Origin of the sequence: Flavobacterium sp. KMS (assembly GCF_000813005.1) — a bacterium.
In the GTDB taxonomy this organism is placed as follows: domain Bacteria; phylum Bacteroidota; class Bacteroidia; order Flavobacteriales; family Flavobacteriaceae; genus Flavobacterium.
In genome coordinates this window covers 1-18,868 of record NZ_JSYP01000004.1, presented here as the reverse complement: position 1 = coordinate 18,868, position 18,868 = coordinate 1, and the positions used below count along the sequence as shown (strand labels likewise).

At 32.3% G+C, this 18,868-nt stretch carries 20 protein-coding genes and 6 tRNA genes; 8 read left to right on the top strand and 18 right to left on the bottom strand.

All coding sequences use genetic code 11. From position 1 onward, the window contains the following. Positions 1 to 41: 41 nt before the first annotated feature. Positions 42 to 923 (bottom strand): protease complex subunit PrcB family protein, encoded by an 882-nt coding sequence (locus tag OA93_RS05815; protein WP_039112205.1) that lies wholly within the window; start codon positions 921 to 923, stop codon positions 42 to 44. 209 nt (positions 924 to 1,132) lie between these two features. Here OA93_RS05815 and rmuC point away from each other — a divergent pair, with 209 nt between their 5' ends. The 4 genes from rmuC to OA93_RS05795 all read left to right on the top strand — a co-directional run bounded on the left by rmuC (position 1,133) and on the right by OA93_RS05795 (position 4,193). Further along, entirely contained in the window at positions 1,133 to 2,491 is a 1,359-nt protein-coding gene (rmuC, locus tag OA93_RS05810; protein WP_039112204.1) for a DNA recombination protein RmuC, read from the top strand. A 20-nt stretch (positions 2,492 to 2,511) separates the two neighbouring features. Then, complete coding sequence (locus OA93_RS05805) at positions 2,512 to 2,877, top strand: hypothetical protein (RefSeq protein ID WP_039112203.1); 366 nt, start codon at positions 2,512 to 2,514, stop codon at positions 2,875 to 2,877. A gap of 8 nt (positions 2,878 to 2,885) precedes the next feature. Further along, positions 2,886 to 3,440, top strand: coding sequence for an acyl-CoA thioesterase (locus OA93_RS05800; protein WP_039112202.1), 555 nt, complete (start codon positions 2,886 to 2,888; stop codon positions 3,438 to 3,440). A gap of 213 nt (positions 3,441 to 3,653) precedes the next feature. Then, positions 3,654 to 4,193 carry a YceI family protein gene (locus OA93_RS05795; RefSeq protein ID WP_039112201.1) on the top strand — a complete coding sequence of 180 codons (540 nt, stop codon included), beginning with the start codon at positions 3,654 to 3,656 and terminating at the stop codon, positions 4,191 to 4,193. Positions 4,194 to 4,348: 155 nt separating this feature from the next. Here OA93_RS05795 and OA93_RS05790 read toward each other — a convergent pair whose 3' ends face one another. Continuing rightward, positions 4,349 to 5,260 (bottom strand): TIGR01777 family oxidoreductase, encoded by a 912-nt coding sequence (locus OA93_RS05790; protein ID WP_039112200.1) that lies wholly within the window; start codon positions 5,258 to 5,260, stop codon positions 4,349 to 4,351. Positions 5,261 to 5,358: 98 nt separating this feature from the next. Between OA93_RS05790 and OA93_RS05785 the strand changes: the two genes are divergently transcribed. Together OA93_RS05785 and OA93_RS05780 are read left to right on the top strand one after the other, a co-directional pair. Then, the gene (locus OA93_RS05785) at positions 5,359 to 6,021 is read left to right on the top strand and encodes a TetR family transcriptional regulator C-terminal domain-containing protein (RefSeq protein ID WP_039112199.1); all 663 of its coding nucleotides are present in this window, start codon (positions 5,359 to 5,361) and stop codon (positions 6,019 to 6,021) included. Then, positions 6,018 to 7,322 (top strand): AarF/ABC1/UbiB kinase family protein, encoded by a 1,305-nt coding sequence (locus tag OA93_RS05780; protein ID WP_039112198.1) that lies wholly within the window; start codon positions 6,018 to 6,020, stop codon positions 7,320 to 7,322. The genes OA93_RS05785 and OA93_RS05780 overlap by 4 nt, the downstream gene beginning before the upstream one ends. A gap of 170 nt (positions 7,323 to 7,492) precedes the next feature. Here OA93_RS05780 and OA93_RS05775 read toward each other — a convergent pair whose 3' ends face one another. From OA93_RS05775 to OA93_RS05710, 14 genes are all read right to left on the bottom strand, one after another. Beyond that, positions 7,493 to 8,788, bottom strand: coding sequence for a deoxyribodipyrimidine photo-lyase (locus tag OA93_RS05775; protein WP_039112197.1), 1,296 nt, complete (start codon positions 8,786 to 8,788; stop codon positions 7,493 to 7,495). Further along, entirely contained in the window at positions 8,788 to 9,249 is a 462-nt protein-coding gene (locus OA93_RS05770) for an SRPBCC family protein (protein WP_039112196.1), read from the bottom strand. Before OA93_RS05770 ends, OA93_RS05775 begins: the two co-directional genes overlap by 1 nt. A gap of 10 nt (positions 9,250 to 9,259) precedes the next feature. Continuing rightward, positions 9,260 to 9,700, bottom strand: a complete 441-nt coding sequence (locus OA93_RS05765; protein WP_039112195.1) for a sterol desaturase family protein — start codon at positions 9,698 to 9,700, stop codon at positions 9,260 to 9,262. 20 nt (positions 9,701 to 9,720) lie between these two features. Next, the gene (locus tag OA93_RS05760) at positions 9,721 to 10,560 is read right to left on the bottom strand and encodes a phytoene/squalene synthase family protein (RefSeq protein ID WP_039112194.1); all 840 of its coding nucleotides are present in this window, start codon (positions 10,558 to 10,560) and stop codon (positions 9,721 to 9,723) included. A gap of 8 nt (positions 10,561 to 10,568) precedes the next feature. Further along, entirely contained in the window at positions 10,569 to 12,032 is a 1,464-nt protein-coding gene (gene crtI, locus OA93_RS05755) for a phytoene desaturase family protein (protein ID WP_039112193.1), read from the bottom strand. A gap of 37 nt (positions 12,033 to 12,069) precedes the next feature. Next, positions 12,070 to 12,969, bottom strand: coding sequence for a MerR family transcriptional regulator (locus OA93_RS05750; protein ID WP_039112192.1), 900 nt, complete (start codon positions 12,967 to 12,969; stop codon positions 12,070 to 12,072). Positions 12,970 to 13,038: 69 nt separating this feature from the next. Continuing rightward, positions 13,039 to 14,007, bottom strand: coding sequence for an ion channel (locus OA93_RS05745; protein WP_039112191.1), 969 nt, complete (start codon positions 14,005 to 14,007; stop codon positions 13,039 to 13,041). Between the two features lie 141 nt (positions 14,008 to 14,148). Next, positions 14,149 to 14,649 carry a tetratricopeptide repeat protein gene (locus OA93_RS05740; RefSeq protein ID WP_039112190.1) on the bottom strand — a complete coding sequence of 167 codons (501 nt, stop codon included), beginning with the start codon at positions 14,647 to 14,649 and terminating at the stop codon, positions 14,149 to 14,151. A 272-nt stretch (positions 14,650 to 14,921) separates the two neighbouring features. Further along, positions 14,922 to 14,994 (bottom strand) — tRNA-Lys (locus OA93_RS05735). 129 nt (positions 14,995 to 15,123) lie between these two features. Further along, positions 15,124 to 15,196, bottom strand: a tRNA-Lys gene (locus tag OA93_RS05730). A 130-nt stretch (positions 15,197 to 15,326) separates the two neighbouring features. Then, a tRNA-Lys gene (locus tag OA93_RS05725) sits at positions 15,327 to 15,399 on the bottom strand. A 21-nt stretch (positions 15,400 to 15,420) separates the two neighbouring features. After that, positions 15,421 to 15,503 (bottom strand) — tRNA-Leu (locus OA93_RS05720). A 38-nt stretch (positions 15,504 to 15,541) separates the two neighbouring features. Continuing rightward, positions 15,542 to 15,614, bottom strand: a tRNA-Lys gene (locus tag OA93_RS05715). 40 nt (positions 15,615 to 15,654) lie between these two features. Continuing rightward, positions 15,655 to 15,727 (bottom strand) — tRNA-Lys (locus OA93_RS05710). A 127-nt stretch (positions 15,728 to 15,854) separates the two neighbouring features. Between OA93_RS05710 and OA93_RS05705 the strand changes: the two genes are divergently transcribed. After that, positions 15,855 to 16,373 (top strand): shikimate kinase, encoded by a 519-nt coding sequence (locus OA93_RS05705; RefSeq protein ID WP_039112189.1) that lies wholly within the window; start codon positions 15,855 to 15,857, stop codon positions 16,371 to 16,373. Here OA93_RS05705 and OA93_RS05700 read toward each other — a convergent pair. Both OA93_RS05700 and OA93_RS05695 read right to left on the bottom strand, forming a co-directional pair. Next, entirely contained in the window at positions 16,365 to 16,865 is a 501-nt protein-coding gene (locus OA93_RS05700; protein WP_039112188.1) for a phosphoribosyltransferase family protein, read from the bottom strand. The two genes, OA93_RS05705 and OA93_RS05700, sit on opposite strands and share 9 nt — an antisense overlap. Before the next feature lie 59 nt (positions 16,866 to 16,924). Continuing rightward, positions 16,925 to 17,314, bottom strand: a complete 390-nt coding sequence (locus OA93_RS05695; RefSeq protein ID WP_039112187.1) for a S4 domain-containing protein — start codon at positions 17,312 to 17,314, stop codon at positions 16,925 to 16,927. A 78-nt stretch (positions 17,315 to 17,392) separates the two neighbouring features. Between OA93_RS05695 and OA93_RS05690 the strand changes: the two genes are divergently transcribed. Beyond that, on the top strand, positions 17,393 to 18,511 hold the full coding sequence (locus OA93_RS05690; protein ID WP_039112186.1) for a hypothetical protein: 1,119 nt from the start codon (positions 17,393 to 17,395) through the stop codon (positions 18,509 to 18,511). Positions 18,512 to 18,868: the final 357 nt, after the last annotated feature.

Here is an 18,868-nt window from a genome sequence, read left to right as displayed (position 1 = left end):
AAATAATAAATTTTTGTTAATTTTTTTGCTGCAAAGTTACTTTACTTTCTCAATACTGCAATTTTATCCTTTATTACTTTCTTAAATGCAATTATTTCAGATCCTTGGTCTGAAGTGTTATTATTGTCTATGAATACTTTAATTACTTTATCCCCTTGGTTTAGTTCAAAATAAATTCCACCTTGATTAGCTGAATCTGGGGTGCCGTAGGTCTTCGTAGTACCTCCAGCTAAGTTTAAAATTTCAGCAGGAACTAATTTTACAAATTCAGTATAATCACCTTTTTTAGTTAATGCTTCATAATTATATTTGGTAAAATCATAATTCCCAGAAGTAACATTAAGATAATGTAGTACGTTTAAATTGTTAATATTGAAAAATAATTGACAGCTAGCGCCAGTACATTGACCACTATAACTTCCTATAATTGCAAAGTTTTTATTCTGGCTTATTTTATTTAAATAAACAGGCTTGTCTGTTTTCGGGATTAAAACCAAATCATAAGGATTTGTTACTTCACTAGTAACGACTTCATTTGCTAGAGGTTCTTTCTCATAATATTGTACAATTACTTCACAAGAATTCTCAACTATAGAAGTAATTTTTATTTCATATCCACCACTTGGTTTCGGTCCAGCAAAAATTCCGATCAAATTATTTTTAGTAAAATCGATATTAGGATTTATAGGAGTTGGGCAAGGATTAGGATTTTTAGTAAAAAAAGAATCCATTTTTTCTTGTGATCTTATTGCTATAGCTGTTGGCTTTGTAGGGATTTCTTTTATTGTATAGTTACATTCTATCGGGAAACCTGAAAAAGCAACGTTACTAAAATCACCGCAGTTTTGATAATCATTGTCATTATTCATAGAACAAGAACTAATGCCTAAAGCGACAAATAGACCTAAAATAATTTTTTTCATTTTTTATATTTTAAAAGATTATACCTTATAGATGATATAATGATAAAAAGGTTGCGTCAATAATATCATTATTTTTTAAAATAATTTTTGCATTCCAATTTCTAGTGATAAATAGTATAAAATGGATGCTCATTTTAAAGACAAAAAAATATTTTCTCCTCTCTAGAACTACATATTATTGTGTACTTTTACTTTTTTAAAAATCCTTTATGTCGAATCTAGTTCCCTTTTTATTGATTTTTATTGTTGCTTTGGTCATTGGGATTTTTGTAGGGAAACTTATTTTCTCGGCTAGATTTCAATCAGAAAAAGTAAGTTTAAATGAAAAATTAATTGCTTTAACAAACCAGTTTCAGCAGCAAAAAGAACATTTTTTATCAGAAAAAAATAGCTTAGAGAAACAACTTCAAATAACAAATTCTGATAAAGAAGTTATCCGTACCGAAAAAGATAGTCTGGCGATTCAGCTTTCTAAAAAAGAAGTAGATTTCGAAAACTTATGGGAACGTCATAAAGAACAAAAAAATGAAGTAGAACAACTTCAGGAAAAATTCACAAAAGAATTTGAAAATTTAGCCAATAAAATACTCGAAGAAAAATCGACAAAATTTACTGCTCAGAATAATGAGAACATGAAAAATATCTTGTTGCCACTACAAGATAAAATCATTGGTTTTGAAAAGAAAGTAGAGGATACACACAAAGAGAGTATTGATTATCATGCAGCATTGCGTCAACAAATATTAGGATTAAGTGAGATGAATGCTCAAATGAGTAAAGAAACACTCAACTTAACCAAAGCCCTAAAAGGAGATAGCAAGATGCAAGGGAATTGGGGGGAATTAGTATTAGAACGAGTTCTTGAAAAATCAGGTTTAGAAAAAGGAAGAGAATATGAAGTGCAACAAAGTTTTACCAATGAGATTGGTCTTCGTGTGCTTCCCGACGTTGTGATTCATTTGCCAGATGGTAAAAAAATGATTGTAGACTCTAAAGTTTCTTTAACGGCTTATGAAAAATGGATTAATGAAGAAAATGACAATTTAAAATCTGATTATTTAAAAGAACATGTCCAGTCGATAAAAAGACATGTTGAGCAACTGGGAAACAAAAATTACCACGATTTATATCAAATAGAAAGTCCGGATTTTGTTTTGCTTTTTATTCCGATAGAGCCCGCTTTTGCGATAGCATTAAATGAAGATACTACCTTATATAATAAAGCTTTCGAAAAAAATATTGTAATTGTTACGCCAACTACACTATTAGCTACTTTGCGAACAATAGATAGTATGTGGACAAACCAAAAACAACAAGAAAATGCTTTTGAAATTGCCCGACAAGCCGGTGCATTATACGATAAGTTTGAAGGTTTTATTGCAGATTTAATTAAAATTGGAAATAAAATAAATGACTCTAAAACGGAATACGAAAATGCAATGAGCAAACTAGTTGATGGTCGAGGAAATTTAATTACAAGTGTAGAGAAGTTAAAGAAAATGGGAGCAAAGGCCAAGAAGTCACTTCCAGAGAATATATTGACAAGAGCAAATAATAACGAAAACTAAAATTTTAAACAAATATTTGGATGAAACGATTTCTGGGAATTATCATTGGTATTGCAGCTATAGCTCTAATTGGGTATTTTAGTTTTATTTATTATGTACCTTATAGTACAGGAATCCGTTCGGGCGAATTAATAAGACTGAGTCATAAAGGAGTTATGATGAAAACTTGGGAAGGAGAACTAAGTCAAGGAATTTCGGGGGCACAAATATTCTCTTTCTCTGTTTTAGATGGTGATAAAAAAGTTATCGAAGATTTAAAAGTACTTCAGGGAGGTTATGTAAAACTGGAGTATGTCGAAAAATATAAAACATTTCCTTGGTGGGGAGAAACGCGTTTTTTTGTAAAAGCGGTAGAAAAAGAAGATTCTCCATTTAATGTAAAATAATATAGAATATGAGTACAAATACAAACTTTAAAACAGTAGCCTGTTCAAGAATAAGCATATCCGAATTAATGCTTCCTTCACACACTAATTTTAGTGGTAAAATACACGGAGGATATATATTATCATTGCTAGATCAGATTGCTTTTGCTTGCGCCTCTAAGTTTTCAGGACATTATTGTGTAACAGCTTCAGTTGATACAGTAAATTTTTTAAAACCTATTGAAGTAGGAGAATTGGTAACCATGAAAGCCTCAGTAAATTATGTAGGTAAAAGTTCTATGATTGTTGGTATTCGTGTCGAGGCCGAAAATATACAAACAGGAGCAATAAAACATTGTAACTCCTCTTATTTTACAATGGTTGCTAAAGACAAAGAAGGAAAGAGCGTTCTCGTACCAGGACTTATATTATCAAATCTTGAAGAAGTAAGACGTTTTTGTAAAGCTCTGAAACACATTGAGGTTAAAAAAGAAGTAGAAAACCACGCAGAAGAATACAATTATAGTTCTATAGAAACATTAGCATCTTTAAACAAATACAATGTTTTACTAGAGTTAAATTAAAATAGTTCTTTATGCAATTTTTGGGAATGTTTTAAGAACCAAAAAGAATTAAAATACGTAACTTTAAGAAAGAGGATTTAAGTATTTTTTATGCTCGAATGCCTTTCCTGAACAGTTCCTTTTTGATTCATGTCTGTTGTTGGTTTGTTTTTGTCAATAGGCTTTTTTCAAAAAAATATCTTGCAATATGTTTAATTCTAATTGCTGAAGATTATGAAAAAAAGTACTTTTTTAATTCTATTACTTACCGTTAACTTTATTGTAGCACAAAATAGAATAAGAACTGCAATTGGTGTTCTTAATTTTGAAGCTTCAGTTCCTTTTTTCGAAGAGGTAAACGCAGTCAATAAATCGGTAATTGTGGTTATAGAGCCAGAAACAAGTAGTTTTGTTTGCGTGGCTGTGATGAAAGATTTTCGATTTAAAATGGATTTAATGGAAACCCATTTTAATGAAAATTATATCGAAAGTGATCGATATCCGAAAGCTGTTTTTAAAGGCAAAATTGGAAAATTCGACATGAAAGATATTGATGAAACCCCAAAAGAATATACCATTAAAGGGAAACTTCAAATTCACGGTAAAACAAAAGAAATAGTCGTAAGTGCTATACTTAAAAAAGTACCCCAAGGCATTGAAATAACTTCGTTTTTTCCGCTTAATACAGACGATTTTAATATTAAAATACCTTCTATGATAGAAAACAAAATATCCAAAACTGTAAACACAAGTTTGGTAGGAGTGATGAAATAAAAGTTAACGAGTTCTTTTAACCATATAAGTGATGTAAGTAAATATAAGTGTGATTCATTAGTTTTAAACTTAAATGAACTGATATTACTTAAATGGTTTTAAACAAATCTCGGTACTTTTGACTTTAAGACTTTAAAACTTTCGACTTATTTAAGTTATTTTAAACACACTAAAAGTGCTGGTTTTAAATTTAAATATTCAAATTTAAAACCAGCACTTTCTATTTTATTAGAAGAAACACGTTGTCCAGTTAATATAATTTCACCCATTTCTCCCGTGATTAATCGTACTACAAAAGTTGGTATTTTAGGCAACCAGATAGAATACCCATATACATTAGCCATAGTTTTAGAGAAAATAGCATTGGTTGTATCATCACAAACAGCAGCATTATAAGAACCTTTCATATCAAGATTAATAATTGCCTGTAAATAAATAGCGCACAAATCATCAATATGAATCCAAGGCATATATTGCTTTCCTGTGCCTACAATAGAACCGAAACCATATTTAAAAATTGGAACCAGTTTTTTTAGAAAACCTTCATTTTTACCCAGAACCAATCCAGTTCGTATTTTAACCGTTCTAATACCTAATGACACCATACAATTTGTGGCAGCTTCCCATTTCTGGCAAGTTTCTCCAAGAAAATCATTTGCAGCAGGAGTTTCTTCGGTACAAATAATTTCACTTGTAAAGGCACCATAAATTCCAACTGCCGAAGCCGATATAAATGCATCTAAGGTTTTATTGTTGTTTTTTAAAACAGAAAAAATGAGTTCAATAGGTTTTTCCCTACTATCTAAAATTTCTTTTTTTCGTTTATCAGTCCATTTTTTTGCAGCAATACCTTCGCCCGCAAGATGAATAATATAGTCTGCTTTTAAAACAGCATCTTCATCTATATAATTATTCTCTAAATTCCATTTGTAATAGGTTACGCCCATGCTCGCTTTTCTATCACTACGAGTTAATATAGAAACCGAATACCCATTGGCAATCAATAAAGCAGTAAGTTTTGTTCCTATAAAACCTGAGCCACCAGTTAGTAAAATGTTTTTAGTCATGATAGTTTATAATATATTTAACACCTTGTATTGTTTAGCATTACGTAAATATAGTTAAACGTTGCTTACCTTTATGCTAAATTAAAAAAGTAGGTTGTATGGAAACTAAAAAAGAAATATTGACAAAAGATAAAATTGTTTCTCTGTATATGGATTACGTTTTGGAACACGGGCAAAATCCCAAAACAGTTTTTCATTTTGCAAAATCAAATGATTTTGAAGAGGCCGAGTTTTATACTTTTTTCGGAACATTTGAAGGACTTGAAAAAGAAATTTTTAATCTGTTTTTCGAAAACACACTTGAACTATTAGATAAAAATCCAGAGTACCAAGAGTATGATATGAAAAACAAAATGCTTGGTTTTTATTTTACATTTTTCGAATTATTAACTGCAAATCGTAGTTATGTTGTTCAGGCGTTAAAAACGGATTCCAACCCGATTAAAAACTTGGTGAAACTAACAAAACTTCGAGATAGTTTTAAAAAATATATTAGTTTAATTATAACCGATGACCATCGAATCCAACAAGAAAAGCTTCAGAATTTTCAGGAAAAAGCAATTCAGGAAACAGCATGGATGCAATTATTGCTTACGCTTAAGTTTTGGATAGATGATGCATCACCAGCATTTGAGAAAACAGATATTTTTATCGAAAAAGCTGTAAATGTATCTTTCGAATTAATGAATGTAGCACCGATGAATCATTTGCTTGATTTTGGTAAATTCCTTTTTAAAGAAAAAATATATAGCAAACAATGAAAACCATCGACTATATCCCAACTTCCAAAATAGAAAGGGCGAGCAAACTTGTTCAAACTGGAGCAAAAATTGGAGTAAATTATTTAAAGTACTACGGAGAAAAAATTGTAAATCCAGATGTAACTCGTGATAAACTTAACGAGAATAATGCCGAGGATATTTACGACGGACTCAAAAGCTTAAAAGGAAGTGCGCTTAAAGTTGCACAAATGCTAAGCATGGACAAGAATTTCTTGCCACAAGCCTATGTCGAAAAATTTTCTTTATCACAATTTTCAGTTCCACCACTATCTGCACCTTTAGTATTAAAAACGTTTAAAACAAATTTTGGTAAAACACCTTACGAAATTTTTGATGAGTTTAATCCTAATTCTGTAAATGCAGCAAGTATTGGTCAGGTGCATTTGGCTGTAAAAGATGGAAAAAAACTAGCCGTAAAAATTCAGTATCCAGGAGTTGCCAACAGTATTTCGTCAGACTTAGCATTGGTAAAACCTATGGCGATACGAATGTTTAACCTGCAAGGAAAAGATTCTGATAAATATTTTAAAGAAGTAGAAGATAAATTAATTGAAGAAACTAACTATTTATTAGAATTACAGCAAAGCCAAGAAGTAGTTGAAGCTTGTAAAAAGATTGATAATCTAGTTTTTCCTAACTATTATCCAGAGTTCTCTTCTGAGAAAATCATTACAATGGATTGGATGACTGGAATTCATCTTTCAGAATATACAGCTAAGAAACCCAATCAGGAAGAATCTAATCTTATAGGACAAGCACTTTGGGATTTTTATATGTACCAAATTCATATTTTGCGTAAAGTTCATGCCGATCCACATCCTGGAAATTTCTTAGTAAATGATAAAAACCAGTTGGTAGCTTTAGATTTTGGATGTATGAAACAAATTCCAAATGACTTTTATGTTCCCTATTTTGAGTTAATCAACAAAGAAGTTATAACCGATAAAGAGCTTTTTAATCAAAAGTTATTCGAATTAGAAATTCTTAGAACAGATGATACCAAAGAAGAAATAGAATATTTTACAGGAATGTTTCATGATTTGTTATCATTATTCACAAAACCATTCCAAGGAGATACATTCGATTTTTCCGATGAAGCCTTTTTTGATAATATAGGCAAGCTAGGCGAACGTTTCTCAAAAGATACAAATCTCAAAAAGATGAACGGAAATCGCGGTTCGAAACATTTTATATATATGAATAGAACATTCTTCGGATTATATAATTTAATGTTCGATTTAAAAGCTAAGATTCAAGTAAATAATTATCAGAAATATTAGGAGCTTAATCCCGCTTCCCGATAGCTATCGGGACACTATATCTCTTGTGGTGAACACCACCACAAGAGGATGTCGTTCCCATCTGGGCTAGAAATGGCAAAAAAATAAAGCCTCTGTCAAAGTTCAAACTCTGACAGAGGCTTTAAAATTTAGAGATTAACTCTAAAAAATTATCTCAAAATTCCTTTTTTATATGTTGCAATAGCACGATCTCTAGCAAAAGCATGTTCAATCATAGGTTCATTGTAGCCCAAATCAAATTCAGGAATCCATTTTCGGATATAAATACCCTTTTCATCAAACTTCTTAAGTTGAATTTCGGGGTTAAAAACTCTAAAATACGGAGCAGCATCACAGCCCGTTCCTGCAGCCCATTGCCAATTGCCAACATTTGATGCCAATTCGTAATCAAGTAATTTCTCTGCAAAATAGGCTTCACCCCATTGCCAGCTAATTAATAAATGCTTGCATAAAAAACTAGCAACAACCATCCGAACCCGATTATGCATATATCCAGTTTCATTAAGTTGGCGCATTCCGGCATCGACCATAGGGTAACCAGTAGTTCCAGAACACCAACGCTGGAAATCTTTCTCGTTATTTAACCATTGAATCCCATCATAAGCCGATTTAAAATTATGATTAACAACATTCGGGAAACTAAATAAGATCTGGATAAAAAATTCTCTCCATATTAATTCACTCAAGAAAACTTGATTTGTATGTGCAGCCCAATTTACTAATTTCCGAATACTAACAGTCCCAAATCGTAAATGGGGCGAAAGATAAGAAGTTGAATCTAAAGCAGGGAAATCTCTTGTTTCTTGATAATTAGAAATGCTTTTTAAATTATGTGGTTGAACTTTTATAGTGCTTTTTTCAAACCCAATCTGGTTTATTGTTGGGAATAGAAATTGACTTTTATAAAAATTAGAAAAAAGATCAGCGGTATTATATTCTTTGGCTTGACCTAAAATTTTATATTTTTCTAACCATTTATTTTTATAAGGAGTATATATAGTATAAGGTAAACCATCAGATTTTGTGATTTCTTTTTCTTCAAATATAACATGGTCTTTATAAGAAAGTGTCGTAATGTTATTTTGGGTTAATAAATCAGAGATAGATAAATCTCTTTTTATGGCAAATGGTTCATAGTCTTTATTGAAAAATACCTCCTGAATATCAAATTCTTCGATAAGCGATTTCCAAATTTCAGCAGTTCCCCCCTTTTTAATCAAGAGAGAACTTCCTATAGTATTTAATTCAGTATTAATTTTCTCTAGAGAATCGTATATAAAACTAACTCTGGAATCGTCTTTTGGTAAACTATCCAGAATAGCCTCATCGAAAATAAATAAAGGAATAACTGGAAAATCAGATTCAAGCACATGAAACAATCCACGATTATCATCCAAACGTAAATCACGTCTAAACCAAAATAGAGTAACTTTTTGTTTGCTCATTATTTAATATTAAAAATTTCTTCGACCTTTTTATGACGATATTCGAAAATTGTTTTTAGTTCATTTTTTACAATAAGAGCATTTACAATACGCCCGATAAAACCAAACGGAAGAGCATAATGTACAATATCTGTCATTTGAGTTCCATTTGCAGTTGCTTCAAAAAAATGTTTGTGATGCCATAATGCATAAGGACCAAAGCGTTGCTCATCTACAAAATAGCTATTATCTTTGACTACAGTAATTTCAGTCATCCAGTTTAGCTTAATTCCTAAAAGTGGAGCTATTTTATATTGGATGATTTGTCCAGCATAAACCAATTTATTATCATAATCAGTAACCTTAAACCCCATGTTTGTAGGAGTAATTACTTGTAGGTTATTAGGATTAGAAAAAAAAGTCCAGCATTCTTCCAGACTTGCATTGATGTGTTGAACAGATTCTTTTTTATATACTTTCATAAGTGACTTATTATATTTTGTAGTACTTAAAAGGAACAAACAACATCCCGAAACATTCGCCGTGTTCCTTACTCAAATGTTTATGATGTACTTTATGCGCTTTTCTTAACCCAATAAGGTATTTGTTTTTGGTATTTTTAAACCATTTAAAACGTTGATGAATTAATACATCGTGAATCATAAAGTAACAAAAGCCATAAAAAGTTAATCCCAACCCGATAAAAAATAAATAATTGATGCCATCGATAGTTCCAAAATAGAAAAGAAGAATACTTGGAATTGCAAAAATCACAAAGAAAATATCATTTCGTTCAAACACATTAGTGTATTTAGGCTGGTGATGATCAGAGTGAAAATACCACATAAAGCCATGCATGATAAATTTATGAGTACACCAAGTAACACATTCCATAAAAAGAAACGTACCTATAAAAATTAAAAAGAAAATCATTGTTTTGTTTTTATTAAAAATTAGACCATTCTCAGTTTATAAGAAACAAAAGATTTGGCTAGTAATCCAGCTTTAGAATAATTAGAAACCCGAATTCTTTCGTTGCCTATTTCATGACAAGGAGTGTTCTCTAGTTTCTTTAAAAGTTTTTTATAATAGATATAAGCGGTATAAACCCCAAACTTAGCTTCGACAGGAAGTTTTATAATTCCTTGATACGCAACTTTAAAATCATCTTCGATTTCTTTGATGATTTTGTTTTTTGCATTTTCATCAAAAGAGCTTAAGTCAATTCCAGGAAAATAGTTTCTGTTTAGGATTAGATTGTCATCTTTTAAATCACGCAAAAAATTCACTTTTTGAAAAGCAGAACCCAATCGCATCGCTTCCATTTTTAGCTTTTCGTATTTAGAATCATTACCGGCAACGAAAACTTTAAGACACATTAAACCCACAACATCTGCAGAACCATAGATGTAATCCTCAATTTCTTCCTTATTATGATAGTCGGATTTGATTAAATCTAGTTTCATACTTTTTAAAAAAGACTGGACTAAATCATCTGTAATGTTGTATTGTTTTACGGTTTGCTGAAAAGAGTTTATAATGGGATTAAGGCTTATGCCAGCTTTTATAGCTTTATAATATTCTTTTTCAAAATCATCAATTAGATACTTTTTATCAAAACCATGAAAAGAATCTACAATTTCATCGGCAAAACGTACAAAACCATAGATACTATAAATTGCATCCCTTATACTTGGGGCAAGCATATATACAGCCAAAGAAAAAGAAGTACTGTAGCTTTGAGTAACAAGCTTACTACATTTAAACGAGACATTATCAAATAACTGTTTCATGTTTTTTATTATGAAAAGGATTTGTTTATTAATTCAGATACTAATTTTCCTGAAATTAAAGCAGGAGGAACGCCAGGACCAGGAACAGTTAATTGTCCGGTAAAGTATAAGTTTTTTACTTTCTTACTTTTTAATTTAGGCCTTAAAAATGCAGTTTGTAATAAAGTATTAGCCATTCCGTAGGCATTTCCTTTATAGGCATTGTAATCTTCGATAAAATCATTTTTGCAAAAAGACTTCTTAAATATAATATTATTTTTAATCGATTGTTGTGTGACAGTTTCAAAACGAGAAATTATCTTATCAAAATATTCTTCGCGAAGAACTTCGGTATCTTCTATTCCGGGAGCAAGAGGAATTAGGAAAAAGCCAGTTTCCATTCCTTCAGGAGCAGTTGTTTTATCAGTTACCGATGGAAAGTTTGCATAAAACAAAGGAGCTTCAGGCCACTTAGGTTCATCATAAATATCCATTGCATGTTGTTCGAAATCTACATCAAAGAATAAAGCATGATGAGAAATGGATTGTATTTTTTTGTCGAACCCAACATAAAAAAGGAGCGAGGAAGGAGCAAAAACGCGACTTTCCCAATATTTGTCAGAGTAAACCCGATATTCTTTAGATAATAAGGTTTCGGTATGTTGATAATCGGCACCACTTAAAACTATATCTGAAGTAATAATTTCATCATTTATGATTAATGAAGTGGCAATATTGTTTTGAACAATGATTTTATCAATACTAGAGTTGGTTTTAAAAGTAACACCAAGTTCTTTTGCTAGACTTTCGATGCCACGAACAACATCAAACATTCCTGTTTTAGGATGCCAAGTTCCCATTCCGAAATCGGCATAATTCATGAAATTATAAAAAGAAGGTGTTTTAGATGGTTTTGCACCAAGGAACAAAACAGGAAATTCTAGAATCTGAATTAACCTTTCGTCTTTAAACTTCTTGCGTATATCTTTACTTACCGTTCCAAAAAACTGATTTAATTTTTGAGTAGTTTCAAGAGTAATTAATTCTAAAGCAGAAACCCCTGGACGATATACTAATTTTTTTATGGCAATATCATAATTGCTTTTAGCTTGAGAGATATAATCAACAAGTTTTTTTCCGCTTCCTTTTTCGATAGCTTCAAAAGTTTTAGCGATTTCTTCCAGATTATCAGTAATGGTTATGAATTCATTAATCCCAAAATACACACGATAAGCAGGATTAAGTTTTATTAGCTCATAGTAATCCGTAGTCTTTTTATCAAAATCCTTGAAGAAATTTTCGAATACATCAGGCATCCAATACCAGCTCGGTCCCATATCGAATGTAAAACCATTACTTTTTAATTGTCTGGCTCTGCCACCAATAGTTGCATTTTTTTCGTAGATAGTTACGTCATGACCTTCCTTGGCTAAATAGCATGAAGCTGATAAAGCCGAAAAGCCAGAACCTATAATTGAGATTGTTTTTTTCATTTGTTTAACAAAACTACAAAATAATTAAACAAAATAATTATATCTGGCTCACTAATTCTTCGATGGAGTTAAAAATGTGTACTTTTTGATCTAGATTTTCGGTTTCAATGTGCTCAACCAATTTTCCAATTAGCCATATTTCATTAGAGTTGTTCAAAAGCTCAGAACTCATATTGGCTACATATTGATTAACTATACTGCGGTCCGGCTGAATAGTGAGATAAGAAACATAAGTAATATTGTCAAAATGATTGTTAAGTTCTTTCAGGTTTTCAATAGGCATACTTTCGCCTAAATAAATAGTTTTATAACCTTGCAGTAATATTTCGTATTGAATGTACATTAATCCAAGTTCATGAATTTCATTCATTGGTAAAGAAAGAACAAAAATTTTATCTGTTTTTGTTGGTTTCAGAACCTGAAGCTTCTCCGTATTAATGTATAGTTTCTGCTTAATTAGATAACTTACAAAATGTTCGTGGGCAGGAGTTATGGTTTCAGATTGCCATAATAAACCTAATTCATTCAATAAAGGAATAAACACTTGGTGAAAAACTTCCTTAAAAGACTTTTCGGCGGTAAGCCAATTAAAAGTATTGAAGAATAATTCCTGATCAAAATTCATCATTGCCATTTTAAAAGAACTTATGGCGTGATTTTTTGCGTTTTTACTAGAAATGATTTCCCTGACTAATTGTGGAATCTTTTCTTGTGGATAAGTAGCTATTTTCGAAATCTTATAACCATATTCATGTAGTAGCGTAATGTTTAATAGTTTTTGTAAACTAGCTAAATCATAGGTTCGAATGTTGGTGTCAGTACGCATTGGCTCAAGGATATTGTATCTCTTTTCCCAAATACGAATGGTGTGTGCTTTAATGCCAGAAAGATTTTCAAGGTCTTTTATGCTAAAAACACTTTTTATATTGTTTATCATTTATTAATATTTGATAAACAAATGTAGCTTAATTTCTAGAAAAATAGTAAAAACAAGGAATTTATCGTTTTAGCTTTGTTCAAAATTGACAGCTTGATGAGAGTTTAGCTTATCTAAATGTAGTACAGTTTTAGAGGCATCTTTGCTTCTGTTGTACATTGGTTCAAATTTCGCACCGTATAAGACCTCTTTGAAGGTGTAAGAAGTTCTTGCAGCAACAGTATTGCTGTACATGTCATCAAAGGTTTTAATGAAGACCAGAATTTCTCCATGAATAGAGGCGAAGTCTTCTTTAGTGAATTTATACAGCGGACTTTTGTCGGTTATAGGATGTACTAATGTCCAGCTTAATGTAAGTGCATTTATTTTGTGTAGCTCTAAGTCTAATGAATAGAACTTATTTGTCATTACACCATTTTCTTCAATACTCATTCCTAAAGTGATTTTTGCTTCAGCATCGGTGAAATTTGTATTTTTAAAAGGAACTAGACGAATCATTAAAGCCTTGTCGTTTTGGTAAGGACTAATTAATGCATTGTGAGAGAATTTAAGAAATGCCGTTGGGCGGCTAAATCTCCCAAAGAATAAACCAGTTGCAATAGCAAAACTTAGTAATCCTATTAAAGCCTCGGCTGCAGATAAAGCACTGGTTAAAAAACCGGTGGGGCTAATATGTCCGTAACCTACGGTTGTGAAAGTTTGAGCGCTAAAGAAATACGCTTGTCCAAATTTTGACCATTCGCTTTGAGAAGCTACTATTCCATCTAGATGCTCAATACCAATACCGAAATAAAGAATGGCAAAAATGAAATTGATGGCAATGTAAAAGGAGAATAGAACAAGCATGAATTTCCAGGTAGGCATATCAATCATTGTGTGATACCAACTAATGCGACGTAATAAGTGCATTCCTGTTTTTTCAACATTAGGAGTTCCATTTTTATTTACAAAGCGTCCTCCGTAACTATTAGAGTTGGTTCCAAAACCTGAGTTTTTGTCGGTTTCTGCCTGTGCGTTTATTTTTTTGAGAATTGACATAGGTGTTATATCGAATAAGTTTTAGATTAAATCAAATTGATTAGACGGATATCTTCTCAAATGTAAGTATAAGTTAGAATACAAAAAAGCCCCAACTATTACTTTATGAGGAAGAATAGTTGGGGCTTTTTTTAATGTTTTTTATTTACAGAAAGTAGCTTTGTTTTTAATGGCGCTTTTACTTCCTAATTCTATTGCTTTAGAGAAATCCTTGCACGCACTTTTTTTATCTTGAATTTGTGTGTATAAGGTACCTCTGAGGTTGTAGGCGACATAGTCTTTAGGATTCAAATTAATAGCAGAAGTACAATCCTCAATAGCGGCTTTAAAGTTGTTTAACTTGTAGTTTACGTTTGCTCTGCCAGTAAAAGCATCTGCATTCATATTGTCTATTTCGATTGTTTTATTAAAATCGGCTAGAGCACCTTTAGTGTCGTTGAGTTTTAGTTTTGCAACACCTCTGTTTTGGTAAGCCTCGGCAAAGTTGGCTCTAAGCTTAATTGCTTTAGTGTAATCGGCTATTGCGCCTTTGGTATTACCGCTTTCGGCTTTTCGTAATGCCTGATCAAAGTAATCAGTTCCAGATTGACACCAGCTTGCAGTTGTAGTAGTAAATAATAGAATAAGTAATAATCGTTTCATATAAAAATAAATTAGTAGGTTTTAAAATGTTTAACGTGTTTTGGGATTGTTTATTTTATGGCAATAGTAGGATTATTGTATTTTGACTTTTAGTATATAACTTTATAAAGAAAAAGCGAAATACTAAAAAAATAATATTTCGCTTTTCATTGTAACCACGGTAAGATTTAAACCTGTATGCTCTTGCTAGCATCATCTTTTCAATATGAAAAGTCAATAATTCTCTACGTGGCTAAAAAAAAGGTCAAGTAAATTAATTACTCGACCTTTTGTGACCCGACTGGGGCTCGAACCCAGGACCCCATCATTAAAAGTGATGTGCTCTACCAACTGAGCTATCGAGTCATTCTTTTTCTATTCTGACTATCGTGGGATTTGCACCCACACGCTTTTCTGAGTATTACTCCTCAAGATGATTAGTCTGTCATCTCTCTGCGTGGTAAAAAATAAGTAAAATAATTACTTAATCTTTTGTGACCCGACTGGGGCTCGAACCCAGGACCCCATCATTAAAAGTGATGTGCTCTACCAACTGAGCTATCGAGTCATTCTTTTTTATTCTGACTATCGTGGGGTTTGCACCCACACGCTTTTCTGAGTATTACTCCTCAAGATGACTAGTCTATCATCTCTCTGCGTGGTAAATAAAGTTAAGTAAATAATTACCTGACTTTTTGTGACCCGACTGGGGCTCGAACCCAGGACCCCATCATTAAAAGTGATGTGCTCTACCAACTGAGCTATCGAGTCTATAATTTCTTTACTGTATCGTGACCACGGTGGGATTTGAACCCACACGCCCTTTCGAGCACCACCCCCTCAAGATGGCAAGTCTACCGTTTCTCCACGTGGCCAAAAAAAAAGGTCAAGTAAGTTAATACTCGACCATTTGTGACCCGACTGGGGCTCGAACCCAGGACCCCATCATTAAAAGTGATGTGCTCTACCAACTGAGCTATCGAGTCTTGCTATCAAGGAAAGTATTTTTTTTAATCACAAATTTTGTGACCCGACTGGGGCTCGAACCCAGGACCCCATCATTAAAAGTGATGTGCTCTACCAACTGAGCTATCGAGTCATATTCTTTCCTTGAATGCGGGTGCAAATATAAGGAGTTATTATTGAAGTTTCCAAGCATTTTTATTATAAATTTGTCTTTTTTTTAGAAAAATTTCCAACGTCTTAGTTTATAAGCTTTTATTAGTATGAAAAAAATAGTGTTATTAGGGTATATGGGTTGCGGCAAGTCAACAATTGCTCAAAAATTGTCAAAAACCACAGAAATTCCTTTTCTAGATTTAGATAAATGCATCGAAAATAAGGTTAATTTAACCGTAAATGAGATTTTTGATAAGAATGGAGAGATATATTTTAGAAAATTAGAGCATGAAATGTTCCGAGAATTGCTTCAATCACCCGAAGAAATGATTATAGGTTTAGGAGGAGGGACTCCGTGTTATGCTAATAACCATGAATTATTGAATAAAGAAGGAGTAGATTCTATTTATTTAAAAGCGTCTATCGATACATTATACGGACGTTTACTTCATAATAAAAGTAAACGCCCACTTATTGCTGATAAAAATGAAGAAGAGATGAGAGAGTTTATAGCTACACATCTTTTCGAAAGAAGTTTTTACTACAACCAAGCAAAGTATAAGGTAAGCGTAGATGAGAAGACTATTGATGAAACGGTTTCGGATATACTTGAGATTTTAGCTTAAGAAAGCATAATCATTATTATTGTCATCAAATACAACTTGTACGTGCTCTAATAAAGAAGTCGAAAGAGATATTCCTTTAAAATCTGCTTTTACGGGATATTTCTTGTGATTTCTATCGACTAGAACGGCAGTTTTGAATTTCTTTAAAGGAACATCTAGAAAATGACGAACGGCATATATTAAAGTAGTGCCAGAATTCAATACATCATCTACAAGTACTAAGCCTTTGTTGGCGTATTGTTCTTTGGTTAGGGAGGTGCTTATAGGAGATTCAGGTTTCTGTTTATTTATCTGTACTTCACAAAGAGATACTTTAATAGGGGAGATGGCTTCAAGGGCTACTGCTACTTTTTTAGCGAAGATGAAGCCGTTGGCTGCGATACCTGCAATTACGATTTCTTCATCATCTACAAAGGTTTCGTATATCTGGTAGGCAATTCGTTTTATTTTATGTTCAATCTCTTGATTTGTTAAGATGATGTTTTTGCTCATTGTGGTTATTTTTTAAATAATGTAAAGTGTGTAAGATATGAAATCTGGTTAGGATGCTATTAGGTCTCGTCTTCGTCATCTGAAATGTCATTTCCAAATTCGTCAATATCCCTACGATCCTTTTTAGTAGGTCTACCAGTTCCGTTTTTTCGATAATGTTCTTTGGATAGTTTTAATAGTTCCAAATGAGCATATGCTTCAGCGGGAGTTTCGTTTTTTCTATATATGTCGACAAGTTTTGCGCTAACTCTATTCTCAGGAATATCAAGGACGGTTATAATTTGAGTAATCTGGTCTTTACGAAACGTAATTTTGTCAGTCGGAAAAACTTCTTTAGAGGGTTTTGCAACTTGGCCGTTCACTGTAATATGGTTCTTCTTGCATGCCTCAGTGACCATATTTCGGGTCTTGTAGTAACGCACACACCATAAGTATTTATCTATTCGCATAAATTTTCTAAATTCAGAGTTAAATTCTTTACAAAAATAAATCAATATTGTATCTTGCGCACCTAAAAATCAACATTAATGAATAAATTTAAGTATTATTTTATTTTAACATTTGCAACACTGGCTATATTCTCATGTTCAAAAAGTGATTCTGCAGACGTAGAGCCCTTAAGAGATTTTCAAGAACAGTATAATACAGATATTGCTGTTATTGAAGATTATTTAGAAGCTAATACTATTACGGTAACCAATAATCCTGGTCAGACAGATGATCAAAACGTGAAAATTGAGTTAATTACAAAGCCGAATGAGCAAAAATCTATCAAGTCTTATTTGAATAGTCCAACATTTCCGACTTTAAAAGTTAAGACAGTAAATTTGCATAATGTAGATTATAAATTATATTATTTGGTGTTGCGTGAAGGAACTGGTGAGTCGCCAAGTAATGTAGATGGGGTTTTGTCATCTTATAATGGTACTTATTTGTTTAGAAAAGCTGGTGCGACAACTACAGATCCTTCGGTTGTTACGGCTACTCAGTTTGAAGAAGTAGTGTTTCCACAAACTTTTTATGACTTGTATCAAATGATTAAAGGTTGGGGTGAAGTCTTTCCGGAATTTAAAGTTGGTACTGCAGTAGGTGATTCTGCTAGTGGTACGATAAAATATAATGATTTTGGAGCAGGAGTAATGTTTTTGCCTTCAGGATTGGGGTATTATGCTGGCGGTAGCGGTTCTATTCCTTCTTATTCTCCTTTAGTTTTTAGCTTTAAACTATATGCATTGCAGCGTTTGGATCATGATGGAGATGGGATTTTATCGTATTTAGAGGATAAAAATGGCGATGGGTATATGAGAGATATGCGTAATACGACTGAATATCCTAATCAGAAACTAGGAGATAATCCAGATGATACAGATAAAGATGGGATTCCTGATTTCTTAGATGTTGATGATGATGGTGATGGTTATACTACTAAGGTGGAAACTAAAAGACCGGATATTATTATAGATGGTAAAACTATTAGTAATGGGTATTATCCTTTTAATGGTGCGGCAAAGGATGATCTTTCAACAATATATATAGATGAAACGCAAGGTGTGCCTGCGTATATTCAGGCTACGAAAACATTTGATTATACGTCTCCGGAAAGAACTAGAGTATATCTTGATAATACTTATCCTTTGAAGAAATAGATGTAAGGATTGGTTGATTTAAGTTTTATAAAAAAGTGGCTACTATATAGTAGCCACTTTTTTTTATGTCATTATATGTGGAGTGGTTTTTTTTAGGAGCTATTTCCTGCTATCTACTACAATCTTGCCTTTTTTAAAGAAAAAAGGACAAGGATTTCCGCTATTATCAGGGCTAGGGGCGACAAAATCCAATAGAAACTCCATGTAAACGACAATATAACAAACTTTGCGCCTTAGTGACTTTGCGCGAAACCTAGCAAAACCCAGCGGAAACAGGTAAAAAACCCAAAAAAAGCCAGAGATAAAGAAAAAAGAACACCTGTAAACATACCGTTATCAGACTGTTAAAAAATAAAC